General features: G+C 37.0%; 16 protein-coding genes. 10 read left to right on the forward strand and 6 right to left on the reverse strand.

Features of this window, described 5'->3' with window-relative positions:
* Nucleotides 1-7 precede the first annotated feature (7 nt).
* Together K345_RS22300 and mutL are read left to right on the forward strand one after the other, a co-directional pair.
* The gene (locus tag K345_RS22300) at nucleotides 8-2278 is read left to right on the forward strand and encodes a FecR family protein (RefSeq protein ID WP_053228155.1); all 2271 of its coding nucleotides are present in this window, start codon (nucleotides 8-10) and stop codon (nucleotides 2276-2278) included.
* Complete coding sequence (gene mutL / locus K345_RS0108300) at nucleotides 2278-4005, forward strand: DNA mismatch repair endonuclease MutL (protein WP_053228156.1); 1728 nt, start codon at nucleotides 2278-2280, stop codon at nucleotides 4003-4005. The genes K345_RS22300 and mutL overlap by 1 nt, the downstream gene beginning before the upstream one ends.
* Here the strand turns inward: mutL and K345_RS20300 are convergent.
* Both K345_RS20300 and K345_RS22305 read right to left on the reverse strand, forming a co-directional pair.
* Complete coding sequence (locus K345_RS20300; protein ID WP_053228157.1) at nucleotides 3997-5817, reverse strand: tetratricopeptide repeat protein; 1821 nt, start codon at nucleotides 5815-5817, stop codon at nucleotides 3997-3999. The two genes, mutL and K345_RS20300, sit on opposite strands and share 9 nt — an antisense overlap.
* A gap of 12 nt (nucleotides 5818-5829) precedes the next feature.
* The gene (locus tag K345_RS22305; protein WP_028973766.1) at nucleotides 5830-6618 is read right to left on the reverse strand and encodes a tetratricopeptide repeat protein; all 789 of its coding nucleotides are present in this window, start codon (nucleotides 6616-6618) and stop codon (nucleotides 5830-5832) included.
* Nucleotides 6619-6706: 88 nt separating this feature from the next.
* On the opposite strand from K345_RS22305, the gene K345_RS0108315 reads away from it, so the two are divergent.
* From K345_RS0108315 to K345_RS0108325, 3 genes are read left to right on the forward strand one after another with little or no spacing between them, the layout of a single operon-like run.
* Complete coding sequence (locus K345_RS0108315) at nucleotides 6707-8056, forward strand: tetratricopeptide repeat protein (RefSeq protein ID WP_028973767.1); 1350 nt, start codon at nucleotides 6707-6709, stop codon at nucleotides 8054-8056.
* A 10-nt stretch (nucleotides 8057-8066) separates the two neighbouring features.
* Nucleotides 8067-8747: a metallophosphoesterase gene (locus tag K345_RS0108320; RefSeq protein ID WP_028973768.1), complete on the forward strand. Its 681-nt coding sequence runs from the start codon at nucleotides 8067-8069 to the stop codon at nucleotides 8745-8747.
* Nucleotides 8740-9663: a hypothetical protein gene (locus K345_RS0108325; RefSeq protein WP_028973769.1), complete on the forward strand. Its 924-nt coding sequence runs from the start codon at nucleotides 8740-8742 to the stop codon at nucleotides 9661-9663. The genes K345_RS0108320 and K345_RS0108325 overlap by 8 nt, the downstream gene beginning before the upstream one ends.
* Here the strand turns inward: K345_RS0108325 and K345_RS0108330 are convergent.
* The 3 genes from K345_RS0108330 to K345_RS0108340 are packed head-to-tail and all read right to left on the reverse strand — an operon-like array spanning nucleotide 9647 to nucleotide 12631.
* The gene (locus K345_RS0108330) at nucleotides 9647-10318 is read right to left on the reverse strand and encodes a hypothetical protein (protein ID WP_028973770.1); all 672 of its coding nucleotides are present in this window, start codon (nucleotides 10316-10318) and stop codon (nucleotides 9647-9649) included. The two genes, K345_RS0108325 and K345_RS0108330, sit on opposite strands and share 17 nt — an antisense overlap.
* Nucleotides 10311-11519 carry a hypothetical protein gene (locus K345_RS0108335; RefSeq protein WP_028973771.1) on the reverse strand — a complete coding sequence of 403 codons (1209 nt, stop codon included), beginning with the start codon at nucleotides 11517-11519 and terminating at the stop codon, nucleotides 10311-10313. Before K345_RS0108335 ends, K345_RS0108330 begins: the two co-directional genes overlap by 8 nt.
* Nucleotides 11519-12631, reverse strand: coding sequence for a class I SAM-dependent methyltransferase (locus K345_RS0108340; protein WP_028973772.1), 1113 nt, complete (start codon nucleotides 12629-12631; stop codon nucleotides 11519-11521). Before K345_RS0108340 ends, K345_RS0108335 begins: the two co-directional genes overlap by 1 nt.
* A 70-nt stretch (nucleotides 12632-12701) precedes the next feature.
* On the opposite strand from K345_RS0108340, the gene K345_RS20310 reads away from it, so the two are divergent.
* The 5 genes from K345_RS20310 to K345_RS0108365 are packed head-to-tail and all read left to right on the forward strand — an operon-like array spanning nucleotide 12702 to nucleotide 16964.
* The gene (locus K345_RS20310) at nucleotides 12702-13715 is read left to right on the forward strand and encodes a M48 family metallopeptidase (RefSeq protein ID WP_053228158.1); all 1014 of its coding nucleotides are present in this window, start codon (nucleotides 12702-12704) and stop codon (nucleotides 13713-13715) included.
* Nucleotides 13708-14667 carry an amino acid--tRNA ligase-related protein gene (locus K345_RS0108350; RefSeq protein WP_028973773.1) on the forward strand — a complete coding sequence of 320 codons (960 nt, stop codon included), beginning with the start codon at nucleotides 13708-13710 and terminating at the stop codon, nucleotides 14665-14667. The genes K345_RS20310 and K345_RS0108350 overlap by 8 nt, the downstream gene beginning before the upstream one ends.
* A 29-nt stretch (nucleotides 14668-14696) precedes the next feature.
* Nucleotides 14697-15260 carry an elongation factor P gene (gene efp / locus K345_RS0108355; protein ID WP_028973774.1) on the forward strand — a complete coding sequence of 188 codons (564 nt, stop codon included), beginning with the start codon at nucleotides 14697-14699 and terminating at the stop codon, nucleotides 15258-15260.
* 2 nt (nucleotides 15261-15262) lie between these two features.
* Nucleotides 15263-16441: a methyltransferase gene (locus K345_RS22310; protein WP_028973775.1), complete on the forward strand. Its 1179-nt coding sequence runs from the start codon at nucleotides 15263-15265 to the stop codon at nucleotides 16439-16441.
* A 55-nt stretch (nucleotides 16442-16496) separates the two neighbouring features.
* Nucleotides 16497-16964 (forward strand): RrF2 family transcriptional regulator, encoded by a 468-nt coding sequence (locus K345_RS0108365; protein ID WP_028973776.1) that lies wholly within the window; start codon nucleotides 16497-16499, stop codon nucleotides 16962-16964.
* On the opposite strand, the gene K345_RS22315 is transcribed toward K345_RS0108365, so the two are convergent.
* Nucleotides 16957-18093: a mechanosensitive ion channel family protein gene (locus tag K345_RS22315; protein WP_053228159.1), complete on the reverse strand. Its 1137-nt coding sequence runs from the start codon at nucleotides 18091-18093 to the stop codon at nucleotides 16957-16959. The genes K345_RS0108365 and K345_RS22315 overlap by 8 nt on opposite strands.

The raw sequence follows: 18093 nt of genomic DNA on the forward strand, positions 1-18093 counted from the left end.
CTCACAGATGAATAAGAAATATTACATTATCTATTTATTAGTTATGATAATAGGGACACTAACTTATGCTCAGAACCAGGATCCTGTAGCAACGCTTGTGTACTATGATGATGAGACATCGCTCATTATTTATGATGATAATAATACAGAATTATTTCCTGAGTTCGGAATGGAGCTTACACCGGGATATTCCATAGACACAGGATTATCAAATGTGGAAATCGAATTGCAGCCGAATGGTACTATTGTTAAATTATCACCGGATACGGTCTTTTCTATTGATGCTTTACAGGGAAGAGAACAAGCTACTTCTAACACCTTTAGTTTAGTGAGTGGTAAGATGCGTGCTGTTGCAGCAAGGGCTGTTGGTGATGAATCCTATACAGTAAAAACACAGACCGCCATAGCAGGTGTACGGGGAACTGATTTTGCTATGCAGTATACCCAAGGGGTTGTTGATGCCACTTTTGTATTTGATGGATTAGTAGAAGTTACCAACCTTAAAACAGGTACCTCTGTTGCCGTTCCTACAGGAAAGGGTGTTGATACCTTTGGTGAAGTATTTCAACCAACGGTATGGCCTGCCGCCAAATTAAGTAATCTGGTAGAGAATCTGGACTTCGAAAGTTTATCTCCTGACAATGTTCCTGGACATGAAGTATCCACAGAACAAAAAACAGGTGAGGAGGAGACGCCCCCAGAAGAACCGAAAACCACTGTAGAAGAACCTACTCCGGAAGAACCTACTCCGGAAGAACCAGCTACCGAAGAACCAACAGATCAAACCATTATAACAGAACAACCCATTGATAAAACTCCTGGAAATACAACAACTCCAGAGGGAGGTGGTATGTTTGCAGGATTTGCTAATCTATTTGATCTTGAAATAGGTTCGATGACTGTAGGTGAAACCACTTACTCTAAAGCTATAATACAACCTCGTTTCGTGTTTGGTAAGTTAAAATTGGGTCTCTACCTGCCTATTGTATATTCCAAAGATATTCTTGATCCGGGTAACTGGTATCAACCAGGTGGTAATAATGAATGGAGCTTTGGTTCTGATCAAGATAATGATTATGACTTATATACAGACTTATTTCAGGATTTAGCCCTTAAGATTAGATATCTTGAATATGGTGATCCTCAAACTGATAACTTCTATTTGAAGTTTGGAAATCTAAAAACCATGACCATTGGTGATGGCTTCCTAATGAACAATTATGCGAACGATATAGACTTTCCTGCTGTTAGAAAAGTTGGTATTAATGCAGGCCTAAAAGGGAAAAAGGCAGGAATGGAAGCTGTTGTAGATGACTTGGGAGATCCCGACATCATGGGAGGTCGTTTTAGTATCAGTCCTTTATGGTCTGGTTTTGAATTGGGTTATACAGTGATAGCAGATACAGATCCAATAGAAACAATAGAAACAATGGAAAATAAAGATCCTTACGGTAAACCTATTATGGTAGGAACCTCACTGGATATGTCATTAATTAATGTTCAGACTTCCCTCTTCGGGTTCAAATTATTCGTTGATGGAGGAACGGTTATCCCCTATCTAAAAGAAAGCATGGATAATCCAAGTGACAACAGTCAACACCTTTCCAACGGTTTTCAGACAGATTATATCTACAGGGATAGTAAGCTTTACAACTGGGGAGCCATGACAGGTGCTATAGGTCACATTTTTATTGTAGATTATCGTTTAGATTATCGCTATGGACGTAATACATTTGCCTTTCCCTACTTCAATGCTAATTACGACAGGACGAAAGGGAAGTATATCTATCAAATGTATTCCTACTTATCCGATCCTGATAATAGCGAATATGATATAACTACAATGGGAATATATGGGGAATCAGGAATTAATCTATTTGATGCAATTCGTTTGTCTGCAGGATACTTATGGCCTTGGGAGATCGACGAAAGTGATAATCTCAAAACTAAGGATGAGGATTACTTCAAACTGGAACTAAGTGTGAAGGAAGGGGTCATCCCTGTATTAGGACTCTACGGATCTGTGAGCTATGAGAGGACCTACTTCATTCCTACGATTCAAAACAAGGGAAATGGTAAAGATTTATCACTTTTTGATGCTTTCACAGCTATCAAGGGTGAAATCGTTTACCCAGTCACAGAAGGTTTAGACATTGCTTTTATGGCAGGAACAACGACATTGCCTGATAAAGAGAATCCTGATAAAATTCAAACAGATTCTCAAAAAAATCCTAAGATTGTGCCATCCTATACTATTGAGACCAGGATAAATTTTTAGTGCAGACTGTGAATGAAAGACAACGTGTAGAAGTTTTAAAAGATAATGTAGCCCGCAAGATAGCGGCCGGTGAAGTAATTGACCGGCCCTATTCTATTGTGAGGGAACTATTAGATAATGCTATCGATAGTGGTGCGGATAAAATAACTCTTGAAATCAAACAGGGGGGTATTGATTCTATACGTGTATCTGATGATGGCTGCGGGATGACAAAAGAGGATCTGGAACTATGTTTTCTACCTCATGCCACATCAAAGATCAGAACAGAAGATGATCTTTTGACAACGAAAACAATGGGCTTCCGTGGAGAAGCTCTTTCGAGTATTGCGACCTGTGCCCGGACTGAAATACTGTCAAATACTTCTGATCTGGGATATAAACTTAGGATTGAAGAGGGTAAGGTAAAGTCTTTACAGCCTGCACCTTGTCAACAGGGAACAATTATTGAAGCTAAGGAGTTATTTTTCAATCTCCCCGCTCGTAAGAAATTCCTCAAACGACCAGCCTCTGAAACGTCCCTATGTCGTACCACCTTTCATGAAAAGGCCATTCCCTTCCCCAATATAGAATTTAGAATGACTATTGATAATAAAGAAAGGGATCTTCTTTTCAAGACAACTCAGCTCGACCGTATTAAAGATGTCTATAATGACAAGATAGAGACGTCCATGCTTGATGAGCTAGACTGGCAAGGGAATGGTTATTCCATTAAGGCCATATTGGGGAAACCTGGCTTAAACAGGAAGGATCGCAAATACATTCAAGTCTATGTTAATAAGAGAAAGATTCAAGAATTCGCTTTTATACAGGCCATCACCTATGGATATGAGCAAGTACTACCAGGGGGAGTCTTCCCTGTTACTTTTCTCTTTATTGATATAGAGCCCCATTTGATAGACTTCAATATTCATCCAGCGAAAAAAGAAGCCAAGTTCCGTAATTTGAATGAAATTCATCATTCTGTAGTGACGATGATTAGGGATTATCTGGCAGGGTTTTCCATTAAAGAGACCCAATTACCATTAAATACTTATCAAAAAGAATTAAACAATATGGAAGTAAAACAGGTCTATAAAAAGCCGACTTCCTATTTACCCCAGCAAAATACCAATAAATATGAACTACGACAGGAAAGTCGTTCCTTTAGCCAAGCCTTCGAATATGTGAAGTCCACTAAACCTGAGAATAAATTCACCTATCTAGGTCAATCTATGAACCTTTTTCTCATTTTTGAGATGGACTCAACACTTTATATTATGGATCAACATGCAGCCCATGAACGGATATTGTTTGAACAATATAAAAATGATCCAGGGACAATCCAGGAACTGCTTATCCCTGAGCGTATAGAAGTGCCCGAAGAATCTGAACAAAAGATAATGGCCTATAAGGAATCCTTAAATAAAGCAGGTTTTAAAATATCACAGGAATCGGAAGGGATATGGAATCTGGAAGCTCTTCCTTCCAGAGTAGCCTCTTTACAAAATACCATAATCCAGTTTTTTATCTCTCCCGAAGGCAATTCAGATGATTTAATGGTTGATTTATATGCTACCATGTCCTGTCGTAAAGCAATCAAAGACGGAGATCCTATTAGCGCTGTAACAGCTGTAGATATCATCGATAAAGCTATTAGTCTTCCTGTTCATAGATGTCCTCACGGCCGTCCCATCTGGTATGAAATCAGCCGAGAGGAATTATTTCAGTTACTAGGTCGTTTACTGTAGGATTTGTTCTACTTCTGCCCGTTTATCATAATTAGGATTCTTATCTAACAAACTCTGGAGGATGGTTTTAGCCATATCTGTTTGTCCTGTTGTAAAGAACAGTTTACCCAATTGATAATACCCATCCCAATAGTTGCTATCAATCTTGATCAAATCCTGAAGTACGCTTTGGGCTAATTCATATTGTTTGGTTTCTATATAAGCACTGGCTAAGTTGTAACGCATTAAGGTTGCGTCAGGTTTACTTTTAATAGCCTTATTATAACTTTCGATAGCCTGTGGGTATAATTCTTTATGCAAATACACATTACCTAAGTTGTTGTGTACAGCCACAGAATTAGAGTCCAGAGAACTAGCCTTCAACAATAGAGCTAAAGCCTTATCATAGTCACCACTGTCATCATAGATCTTTCCTAGATTGATAAGAGGACTGGCATACTGAGGATCCAACTTGGCACTTTGCAGATAACTGGTGATTGCAGAATCCTTTTGATTAAGAGCTTCACTTACTTCACCTAGGGTAAAGTAGTAATTAGCTTTACTAGGTTCAGCCTTTACAGCCTTCGCAGCATAATTAAGTGCATCACTGGCCTTGTTCAACCTTAGTTTAACATTGGCCATGTTGTAGTTGGTTTCAGGACTATCAGGCTGTAAAGCAAGGGCCTTAGCAAAAATGCTTTCTGATTCACTATATTTAGAGGCCTGATAGAGGGCAAAAGCATAACCTTGCAAAAACTTAACATTAGTAGGTTCTAAGTCAGATGCTTTTTTGTAGGCTCTTATTGCAGAATCCATCTTGCTTAGTGATTTTTGGATCTGTGCATATTCAAAATAGGCAGATCCATAGTTAGGATCAATCTTATAAGCTCTAGCATAGCTTTCAGCGGCACTTCTATAATCTTTTAAGACTTTTTCTGTGGCCCCTTTATTAAAGTAAGCTTTACTTCGTGAAGGATCCAGTTTGACACAAGCAGTAAAGGATAATAAGGCATCACTGAATAAATGGGCACGGAACTGAGCCTTTCCTAATTCATAGAGAATATCTGCATCATTCGGATTATAGCGCTTAGCATCCTTAAAGGAACGTACTGCATCATCCCATTGATCTGTTTTTTCATAAATCTGACCTAAGGTATAATAAGGAACCCAGAAGTGAGGAGATTTGTCTAATGCTAAATTCGCGTTTTTTACGGCCTGTTCCAGGTTCTGTGAATCATCACTATCTTCCTTAAAATATGTTTCCCCTTTCCAGGCATAGGCTTCTCCACTATCAGAATCTTTATCTATTGCTTGATTAAAATAACTATGAGCCTGATCAAAATCATCCTTATCCAAAGCAGCTAAACCTTTTTTGATTAACTCAGCGACTTCCTTGCTTAATTTATCTTCTTCAGATTCTTTGGCTGGTTGATTTTGTTTTTCTGGTTGCTTGGGCTGGGTGGTGACTGCTGGCTGAGACTGCACTCTATTGGAAATATCCTTCAAGCTTTCCGTTAGTTGATCATTACGCTTCTTTTCATCATCCAGTTTCTTTTGATATTCCGAATCTTCTGCCAATCTCTTGGCTTCAAGAATCTTATCTTTTAAATCCCGTGCTTCCTGATCATCAAAATTATCCAGTAATATTTTTTCAACCAAATCTAATGCCCGTTGAAATTCCCCTTCCTCAAGGTATTCAGTAGCTAAGGCCAGGGCATTATCCCTTGCTGAATTTTCTTCTGAACCACCTCTATGAGTAATCAGGAATACTCCCAATCCAATCAATAGAATACTAATTAGGATTATTAAAGCTATTTTGATCTTGTTGTCCATTCATTTCCTCCCTTAGTCTTCAATATCAATGTCATAATCATAATCTTCTAAACCTTCTGATTCCGCTGATATCCCTTCTGTATTATCACCGGCATTCTGCAATGAATTTAAGATGTCATCAAGAAGGGCCTGTTGCCTTGCGGCTTCCTCTTTCTGTCTAGCCTCTTCTTCCAATCTCTTTTGTTCTTCATCCTTTGCCTTTTGTTCGGCCTGTTTTTTTGCTTCTTCTTCTGCAATTCGCTTGGCTTCTGCTTCTGCCAGCTTACGCTGTTCTTCTTCTGCCATATATTGCTGCAACAAAGCAATGACTTTTTCTATATTTTCTTTTTGTGAGGAATCGGGTTTTAAATTAAGATACAAAATATAATCATTCAAACAATCCTGGAATTCCTTAAGCTGTAGCCGAGAATTAGCACGGTTCAGAACAGCGGGAGCATAACTGCTATTGATCCGGATCGCTTCAGAATAGCTTTTATCTGCATCGTCATATTTAGCTTGAGCAAATTGAACATTACCCAAGTTATAATTTATCTGAGCTAAATGGCTTGATGCCTGATTTAAACCTCTGCTTAATATCTGCACAGCCTTATCTCTAGCTCCAGATTTCTCGTATATAAACCCTAGATAGATATAGGGTTTACCTTGGGAAGGATTCTGTCCCAAACTTGCCAGGAATAAGGACTCTGCCTTTTCCATATTTCCTTCCATCAAAGCCTGCTCACCAGAATCTACAAGATTCTGACCATAACAGCTTAGATTCAGAAAGACTACACTAACTAATAATAGTAAAATACGTTTCATGTCCATTATCCCCAATATCGGATTATTTGACACTTTTTCCAAAAGGAATTAATCTTTCATTAAATTATATCACTATTTCGGAGTATTAATGTCACCGCTAATAGGTTTCGTTATCGTTTTTGGTGTCGCTATTGGATTTTTTGTTGCTTATATCGTGAAAAGTCTTATAGCCCCCAAAAGGATATCTACATTGGCCGATTTAATTAAGTCAGGCAAAACAGCATCAGCAGCTCGGATAGCAAAGCAGATTATAGCTAAAGAGCCGCGTAGTTTAGATGCTCATTATTTTCTTGGTAAAGCTTATCAGATGGAAAACAAGAATGAATTGGCCCTTATGGAGTATAAGACGGTTAACTCTATTGGGAACTTTGACGGTATGTGCGATGAAAAGAAGTTTCGCAATGAAATCGCTACTTTATTTCAGAAATTTAACCAACATGAAGAAGCTCTTAAAGAATATCTATTACTTATCAAATTAGAACCGCATGAATCGGAACATTTTTACAATGCTGGAGTTCTCTTTGAAGAACGTAATAGAGGAGATAAAGCTGTTGGTTATTATAAGAAGGCTTTAGAGATCAATCCCCGTCATTCTGATAGCCATTTTAGACTGGGATTAATTCTTTACAGGAATCAACGTTCTATGGAAGCAAAAAATGCTTTTACAGAGGCCTTGAAGTATAACAGGGAAAATGGGCAGGCACACTTCTATTTGGGGCGTATTGCAAAGGAACGCCAGGAGTATACAGCTGCACTCAAATGCTTTGAGAGCTCTCAAAAGGATCCAGATCTCAAGATAAAATCACTTATTGAACGGGGTTCCTGTTACTTAAGCATAGAAACTCCGGAAAAAGCCATAAGTGAATTAGAAAGGGCTATAAAACTCGCTACTGATCCCAAAGCCAATGAGACTCTTTATGCCCGTTACTTTCTAAGCTTAGCTTATGAGAAAACAAGAAAATTTGATGAAGCTATTGAGCAATGGGAAAAGATTTATGGTGTAAAACCGAATTTCAAAGATGTGTCTCAAAAGTTAAGTTCTTATCAGGACTTACGTGTTGATGATCAAATGAAAGACTATCTGACAGCCGGTAAAGAACATTTTATGGAACTATGTAAAAACGCAGTGGTCAAAATGGGTCTTGTTGTTCAGGATATCAAAGAAATTCCTAATGGATCGCAAATCATTGCCATCGAAGGTGATTCTGCTAAGTGGCGTAACACAAGAAAGATGCCTAAACTTATTCGTTTCTTACGTATACCGGATATGATTGAAGAAAATATCATCCGTGATCTTCATGAAGAAATGAAATCCCTTGGGGCTAACCGTGCTATTATATTCTCAAGTTCTAATTTTTCAAGAATGGCCATTACTTTTGCAGAGTCAAGACCAGTGGATTTGATGAATAAGGATAAGCTTCAGAATTACTTAAAATAGGGGTATTTGCTTGAAAATCTTAGTTGTAGCCGATCATATTGATCCTTTAGTTTACTCTAATTCTATCAAGAAACGTTTTGAAGATGTAGATTTAATATTAGGGGCGGGAGATCTGCCCCTGGAATATTATGGTTTTATTGTAAGTAGTTTGAACAAACCATGCTACTTTGTCTTTGGTAATCATCACCTTAAGCGTTTCAATTTCTACAAAAAGAAGTCCTCTGAGATGGATCCCAGGGCATGGATGGATACGGTACAATATGAACATCATTTTGGTGCGACCTATGTGGGCGGCAAAGTGATAAGAACCCCAAAGAATCTTCTGATGGCAGGACTGGGTGGTAGTATTCGTTACAATGGGGATGACAATCAATATACCGATCTGGGAATGTACTTGAATTGTTTCAAACTCATTCCAAAACTTATCTATAATAAAATAAAATATGGAAGATATCTCGATATATTGTTGACACATAGCCCTCCGAAAGGAATTCATGATAAACCTGATCCCTGTCATATTGGATTTAAAGCTTTTTTGTGGTTTATGAGGGTATTTAAACCTAAATACCTGATTCACGGCCATATTCACCTTTATGAATTAAATGCTAAGCGTCAAAGCCGATACTATGAAACTATTATAATCAATGCCTATGATCATATTGTCATTGACCTAGAGGTACCGAATGAGTGATAACCTAGTTAACTATCAAGCGAGTGATGATTTCAACAAAGCCCGTGTAAGAGCACGTTTTGGTAAAATCCTTAATATTATCAAACCTGAAAAACAGCAATTGCTATCTTTTGATGATGTGAAGAATTTGGTTAGACCTACCAATCAGGTATATCGGGGAATGCAGGTTGTATCTATCAAGGATATTGTAGGATCAGAAGGAAGATATTCTGATTTTAACAAAGCCTTTTTACCCCGTCATGATCACTTAAGAAAACGATGGGAGAGTATTGATAAAGCCCACTTAAAACAAGTGATCCTGCCTCCTATCAAGCTATATAAGATTGGTGATGTGTATTTTGTACGTGATGGGAATCACCGGGTCAGTGTAGCCAAACAGCAAAAAGTAGAAGCTATTGATGCGGAAGTAACAGAGTTATCCAGTCATATCAAGGTCACAAAAGATATGACCATCGATAATCTGAGACAAGCCATTATTATGTATGAAAGACAGTCTTTCATGAAATATAAGGACATCAGTTCAGTCATTGATATGAAACGAATTGATTTCACAGCTACCGGACGTTATGATGAACTTATACGTCATATCCATGGCCATAAATATTTCATAAATATGGGACATAAACATGAAATAAGTCTCAAAGTAGCAACAAAGTCCTGGTTTGATAATATTTTTCTTCCCATCCTGGAAGCTATCAAAGAAGAAGACTTGTTAAGCCGATTTCCTGGTCGTACGGAGGCTGACCTTTATGTGTGGATTGTTCGACATTGGGATGAGCTTAAAAGGAAGTACGGTGATGGTGTAAGCGTAAAAGATGCAGCAAGGGATTATTCACAACGCTATGGTAAAGGTTTTCTTGATAGATTAAAGGATATTATAGTCAGGATATTTAAAGCCCTTAAGCGTGAGGGATAACATAAGGACCAGTAATTAAACCAAGCCCTTCCTCCTCCCAGAGAGTGTATACTTCAATATAATCGATGGTATCCTGTGAGGAAGGTTTTAATTGATCCCAGGTACTATACCCGGAAAGGGTATGAATAGAAGAAATGAGCGTTCCATCCACATCATAATAGAAAATCAAATATTCCCTTTGATCACCTTCAATACGAATCCCCTCGTGTGAGACCTGAATTGAAGGAAAGGGAATACTTTGCCATTCAAAGATATTAGAATTGATATTAATATCCCGTTCATCCTGGCTTCCTCCTGTATCCATTAAGATGAGGCGGTATACACCCCTATCCCAGTGAGGTTTCCTACCATTAACTAATCTACTGGATCCAACCCACTGTTCTTCCCTGATTTGATGAGTATCCCACTCAGAAGCAAGGATATTCCAGTATCTGTGATGTTGATCATTGATGATATATAATGCTTTAAGATCTTCCATACCATCAGAATCATCACCAGTTACATATAGGGATAATTCTTCTTGCATTTCATGAGTAGCGGGATTATGACGTAGGTTAATCTGCCAAAAAGTGTCTACAATTTGAGGCTTATGCTCAGTACAGCTCATTAATAGCCATACAGATAGAATCAAGCCTAAAAAAGAGATTTTAGACAAAACGTCTGCCTTCTTCCAGACAATCTACATAGCCTTCAGAATAGAGATATTCTAGAAGAGCAAAAGACTTTTTACGTCCCCAATCTGTCTGTTCTTTTATATGGTCCAAAGTCAATTCCTGATCCCCCACTTTTTGTCGTAGCTCATCAATAAGATTCTGAACTACCACTTTATCTAGGAGATATTCTTTACCTAGGGTACTTATTAAGTCTGAAGTCATTAATTGTTCATAGATATGGGCATGTAAGGGGTTACGGTCTTCCTGAATCATAATCCCCTTGAGACCAGAATCTTTTATTTTCTGTAAAATAGAAGAACCCAAGGGAGACAAAAGAGAGGATTCCTCTTCATTTGCCACAATATAATGGCCAATATTGTTTACTTTCAGAAGTTCTTTTTCTATTCCATAGGACAGAAGATTATTCACATAGTTATCCTGGAGGCCTAAACGCTCAAGAATTTCCTTTTTATTCCTGCCTCCTAAATATCTGCAAAACTTTATCAGTTTAGAGAGACAGCCTTTATGGTAATCTTCTTCCCATATATAACATCCATATTTAAGAGTATGAGGGAAGACTATCTGGTCTTCACCTTGAGGAATGGCAACTACCCTATTTATCTTATAGAGAGCAAAGTAGAGAGAATATATAGTGATTCCCCGGTGATTAGATAAAAATTGTGCAAAACGATTCAAGTTAGTAGCCGCCAAATCCAAAGGGGCTAAAATGTAATATACAGATCCATCACTTAGTTCTACATTATACCCTGGGGCCAAGGCAATTTTTTTGCGTAGGGATAGGGTCATAATCCTGTTTTTATCTACTTTTTTAGGTGTCGAATCAATATTTACTGATACAGAACCCCAATAAGGATGATCCATACTATTCCACTTTTTGAGAGTTAACCTGTCTGTGGAGGCAGATTTAAACTGATTTACCTTTATACCATAGAACTTTGAACTAAAGTTCACGCTATCATCATAGGGAATTAACAGGTCATCTACCCGAAGATCCTTAAAAGCAATACCTTTGATAGAAGCGGTTTTCCCTTCTTTTGACTTGATGGAAATAATTTTACCACTAAACAAGTGTAGATATTTATCCTGCTCCCACTCATGATCAGATATTATTTCTATAAACTTTGAATCACTAGATTGTGATTTTGATCTAATTATATAGATCTTTGTATTTGCGGACTCCACTATCTTTCCTTTCTAGCCATTAGTATATGGTATTTATTGTTTTTAAGTTTAACCTGACAATGGGAGTATTGTCTAAAAAGATGCCTATCATAACCTAAATGATTATTAGCGATAACCCATAGTTCCCCCTTATCTTTAAGATGATGGTAACTTTCTTCCATCATTTGTATAGCGATTTGGGTAGTTTTTGAATTACCCATATGATAGGGAGGATTTAATAAGATCAAATCATATTTATTCTCATTGGGAATGGCATCATAGGAGGAAGACCAGTACAGATGACGAGCCTCCAGTCCATTTGCTTTTAGGCTTAACTGAGTACTATCTAATGCAAATTGAGAAGCATCTGCAAAGTCTATAGTACAATCGGAATGCTCCTTTTTATAGGACATTCCCAAAATACCATCACCACAGGCCAGATCCAAGACTCTATGAGAATAAGGAATGATATGCAAATTATCTAATAAGTATTGAGTTCCCCTATCAATTCGTCCTGAAGCAAAAACGCCCTCCGAATTAATGACCTCTATATTCCTGTAAGTGGTTTTAGTGTATTGCAAGAGAGGCTTTTTTTTTAGAGAGTTTTTCTTTACCCCCCTTAAATATCGTCCTTTCTTATAGCCCTTTGAAACAAAAACCTCATCACAAAAAGACTCAAATAATTGTATATGTGCCTTGCTCATGTGCTTATCCATAAAAGGGATATATAAGTAGTCATTGTCATGCAAATGATATAAGCCTAATGTAATGTAATGTTGTAATAATGATATTTCCTTAGGAGGACTGATCACGATAGCGGAATAGTTCCCTGAAATATCATCCATGATCCCCTTGCTTTGTATTCGTTCCTGGGCATTGTTCATTCTATAATTATGTTCAGATTTTGTTTTATAATAGGCACTATCAAAGAGGGATACCCCTTTTTCTATAGGAAGGGCCATACTTAAAGCACCATATCGTTCATTTATAATAAGGCAGGAAGGAAGGGGGCCTTGATTTTCCAGATCTCGAATCAAACACTCTTCTCCCCCATTCCAGGCCTTCGTATTTAGTCCTAAATCAATTATATCATCATCGAAACTTATTACCTTGTGTCCTAAATCTAACTTCATTCTGCAAATGTAATAGATTTTCGATGTTTTGATGAGTATATTGTTTTAAAATAAACATAAGGAAGTTAAAGTGAGCCAAAATAGAAAATATTTCCCCGGTATATCTCCTAGAGCATGGGAGCATCCAGCAGATACTGCAGCAATTCAAAGTTTGGAAAAAATACCTGCCTTTAAGGAATTAATCAAATTCTTCTTGAAATTCACTTCAGATAAATCTCTACGACTATTGTACTTGGCAAATGGTGTCAGAGTTACAGAGAAACAATATCCTAGAGTTCACAAACTTGTCATAGAAGCATCTAAAATCCTTGATATGGAAGAGGTTCCAGAGACATTTGTCGTCTATAGTCCTGTCATGAATGCAACAACTCTTGGTGTCAATACACCTATTATAACTCTTAACAGTGCTATTGTCTCCAGTTTAACAGATGATGAGTTACTTGGAGTCATTGGACATGAAATAGGTCACATCAAAAGTGGACATGTATTATATAAGACCTTGATGTGGTTACTAGTGAATTTTTCTACTCAATTAATGCCCTTACCTATAGCTCAATTGGCAATTTTTCCTGTTGTAGCAGCCCTACGGGAATGGGATAGAAAAAGTGAATTAAGTGCAGACAGAGCAGAGCTGCTTGTCGTTCAGGATCCAGATGTATCCTATAGAACATTAATGAAATTAGCAGGTGGCAATAACATTGGAGAAATGGATATCAACCAATTTTTAGAACAGGCCGCAGAATATGAAGGTTCAGGTGATGCTATTGATGGTGTGCATAAATTATTGAATGTTATGTGGCAAACCCATCCTTTTCCTGTTATCCGATTACCGGAGATAAAGTCTTGGGTAGATTCTGGTGCTTATAACAAGATTTATGAAGGCAATTATCCTCATCAAAAACCAGAAGATGATGATCTATGGAAGATATGGCAGAAAGCTGGTGATAGTTATAAAGCTGATATGAATAAAAGCAATGATCCCCTTGTAAAAGGTCTTAATGAAGTAAGTAAAATGTTTGAGAAGCTGGGTAAAAACGGATCAGACCTATTATCAGGAATTTTCAACAACGGAAACGATGACTAGACAGACTCAGATCATTCGTAACAAGATTAAAAGATATATTGAAAACTATTTTGAAGAATCGGGTTTTATAAGTGTAGAAACCCCTTCTATGGCCAAAGGAATTATCCCTGAAAGTCATATTGACAACTTTGTTACTTATTTAGAATCACCATACAGAGAAGCAGAACCTCTTTTTTTGTTACCCAGTCCGGAATTGTATCTCAAACAACTAACGGCCCGGGGATGGGGATCTGTATATGAGTTTGCGAAATCCTACCGCAATAAAGAATCTATCAGTCACCATCATTCCCCAGAATTCACCATGCTCGAGTGGTATAGAGATAAGGCTAATTATCTGGATAATATCCAAACTACTAATGAGATCATTTATACATTAGGTCAAGAATATAAAGCCCCCTGGGCCAATAATGAACCTGAAGTCTTAAACATGAGAGATATATTCAAACAATATACCCAGGTTGATTTGGATCTTAAACCTGATAGAGAACTATTAAATAAAGCTTGTATACAATTTGATCTTACGACAGGTGATACCTGGGAAGAAAGTTTCCATAGTTTGTTCTTGAGCCTGGTAGAAGATAATATACCAAAAGATAGAATGGTATATATTAAAGATTATCCAATTCAAATTCCTACCTTGGCAAAACCTTTAGCCCATAAGCCCTACTACGAACGATGGGAACTTTATATCAATGGTATCGAAATTGGTAACTGTTACACAGAAGAGTATAACAAGGAACTACTGGAAGATTACTATGAAAAAGAAACAAAGTCCAAACTATCCCGTGATGAACGTATTCGTATTGACTCTGATTTTATAAATAAGATAAGCAATGAACAACACGCTAATAGTGGTGTAGCAGTAGGTTTTGACAGATTAATTATGGTATTATTAGATATCGAAAAAATACAAGGGGTGATTAATTTTCCTCTATCTGATATAATCTTGTGAAATTTTGACCTTAAGGAAGATCAATGGCAATCATTAAAGCAGGCCAAATTGAAAAAGGTATGTTTTTATTCTATAAGAATGAACCTTATTTCGTGGCAGAAAGAGAATTTGTTAACCCAGGAAAGGGATCTGCCTTCTCTAGACTAAAACTTAAGAATGTAAGAACTGGTTCTGTACTTAAAGAAGTTAGAAAGACTCAGGATCAAGTAGAAGAAATCGATGTAGTTGATAAGGATGCTCAATTCCTTTATAGCGATGGGGAAACTTATAACTTCATGGATTCTGAAACATACGAGCAATTTGGTGTACCTGTTAAAGGGTTTGAAGACCAAGGGTACTTTATGATGGAAGGCGAAACTTTCCGCTTAGTTGTTTGGAACGAAGAAGTTCTTGATATAAAACTCCCCCCAAAAATGGTATTCGTCGTTACTGAAGCCGAAGAAGCCGTAAAAGGTGATACTGTCCAAGGAACGACCAAAAACTGTACAATCGAAACAGGTCTACAAGTCAAAGTACCTATTTTCATCAAGCAAGGTGAAAAGATCATGGTAAACACGGAAACTAAGGAATATGTAGAAAGGGTTAACAAATAAGGATGTTTGATCCTCATAAAGTTAACAAAGAGGTTTCCTTTAAATTCTATGGGGAAGACCTTAAATTCAGTCTTTCCCATGGATTGTTTAGCAGTTTTGACATAGATGCTGGTTCAAAGTTTTTTCTAAAAGCCCTGGCTCAAAAAATAGATTGGTCTCAAATAACTTCTGTATATGACATTGGCTGTGGAGTCGGGACTCTCGGTTTATGTCTGAAAAAGAAGTTTCCCAGGTTACAGGTTTTTGTACAGGATAGAGACGCTTTGGCAGTAGAGTTCACCCTTCATAATGCCAAAAAAAACAAAATCGATGTACAAGCTTCTACTGGATTAGCCCTTATAGATAGTCCTGAGGATAAGTATGATTTAATATTATCTAACATTCCAGCTAAAGCTGGAGAACCGGTCATTAAGGATTTTATAAATAATTCTAACCGTTTACTTAATGATAAAGGTTATATAGCCTTTGTTATTGTTAACACTTTAGCAGATATGGTCATACAGGATATTCAAGACAGTGGTTATACTATCTGTCACAAAGAAGCAACAAAACAGCATACAGTAGTCATCTACCAGGCACCTCAAGAATCTGCTCCCTATCAAAGTGATATTAGCCTCTATATTAGACATAAGGGACGATTTCAGATTCAAAAGACTGATTACACACTTAGCACTGTTTACAATATTCCCGCCTTTGATAACCTATCCTTCGAAATGAACCTGGCAGGAAAACTCCTTCGAAAACAGAATTGGGGAGGTAGTTGTCTATTTTATAATCCCGGCCAAGGACACTTATCCCAGTATTTGTCTGAGAAAAAAGGTTCTAATATCAAAGAGTATATATTTGCCAGCCGTGATGTACTGAGCTTGCGTATAGCTTCCTATAATTTGGTAGATAAACCTCAAAAAGAATATCCAGTAGCAGATTGGCTAAATTTATCCTTGATTATTCCCCCCAATACTATTGATAATGGGATAATAACTCTTGATCCCATAACGAAAACGAATTGGGTAGAAGAGTTTTGGGAATATGGGCTTCCCCTTTTTAAGCAGGAATCACATATCTTAATTATTGGAAAAAGTGCGGATATCACGTCCCTACTCAAAAACAAGAAGAATGTTGTAACTCTGGATTCTCTAAAAGATAAGGGGAAAAGAGTTGTAATGTTAAAGAAGAATTAGTATAAATAGATAGATATTTATTTATTAGTTTTATTATAAACATAAGGGTACTAATATGAGAGTAACTACAAAAGGACGATATGCTCTTCGTGCTGTTGTTAATTTAGCTGTTAACTATAAAGACAAACCTATCAGCATAAGAACTATCGCAGAAGAAGAAAAACTTTCTCCAGAATTCCTGGAACAAATCTTTTTTAGACTAAAGAAGTCCGGAATTATTTCTTCAGTAAGAGGACCTGGTGGTGGTTTCAAAATGGATAGAGACAAGAGTGAAATATCCATTAAAGATGTTTTTGATGCTGTTGGTGAAGGCCTGGATTTAACTCCATGCGTTGCTTGTCAGGAAAAAAATATGTCTACCTGTGAAAACAGTGATGATTGTCTTACCTATGATATCTGGGCCAATGCTACAGATCAGATTACTTCTTATTTTGCGAATATCAGCATTGAAGATATTCTAGTAAAACAAAAAGACAAGATCATTAAGGCTTTATCAACTGGAGACGATTTCGAAATCAAGTAGGCTCTTTGAAATGGACGTCCATTTGTGGAAATGGAATACTGATAGAATTTTTATTGAGAGCATCATATATATTTAGAAGTGTCCAACTTCGAGTTCTGACTTTATTCTTTATATTTCCAATTTTAATCCATACTTCTAAATCGATTCCAGAACTCCCAAGGGATTTGACATAAACCTTGGGAGTTTCGTTATAGGCTTTGTAAGGACAGTTGTTCATCAACTCTTCCACCACTTCAATAGTCTGCTCAAGATTGCTTCCGTAAGCTACCTGAAAGTCAATTTTAAGAATAATAGACCTATCGTTATAACTGTAATTATGAATTACATCATTAACAATATGAGAATTGGGAATGATAATGGATTCGTTAGTTAACGTGGTGACATTGGTATAAAGAAGCTTGATATGATCAACAATCCCTTCTGAATCCCCTACAAAGATATGATCCCCTTCCCTGATAGGTCTGGCAAAAATCAACGATAATCCTGAAAAGAAATTACTAACAAGACCTTGTAAACCAAAACCAACTCCCAGTCCCAATACTCCAAAGATAACTGTTAAGGAAGACAAGTCCAAACCTATCATGGATAGACCTAATAAGCTAACAGCAGCCACTACAAAATATCTAATAAACAATCCAAGAACAGATATCCGTTCTTCTTCCAAGTTGAATGTAGGAAAAACTTCTGCAATAAAGAAATTCTTAGTGATTTTTGCTAACCAATTAGCTAGATAAAAGATGGGAAATAAAAGTAATAAGGTTATTAGATTTATCTTTGTCTGACCTGTCGTAAAAAAAGGTTGATTAAGAACTCTAAGGAAGACATCACCGATTCTTACTAGTTCAGCACCAAAGAGATGAAAAAAGACAAAAACCAAGGATATTATAAAGGATAAACGTAGGATAAGCCGTGAAAGTTTAAGAAAACTTTTTTTGAATTTATCATTCCAGCTAGCTTTATTAATTCCCTGGGCTATTAATCGTGACAATAAACGATAGGCAAAGATAGAAACAGTTAATGGAAGTAGAACCTTAAGAATAAGATCATACCAACTAAAGAGGATAACCCCATCCCATATTCGGATAGGGGTATTGATCGCATGCCATAAAAATATAAATAATTCTTTCAC

Source organism: Spirochaeta cellobiosiphila DSM 17781 (assembly GCF_000426705.1).
GTDB classification, from domain to species: Bacteria; Spirochaetota; Spirochaetia; order DSM-17781; family DSM-17781; genus Spirochaeta_E; species Spirochaeta_E cellobiosiphila.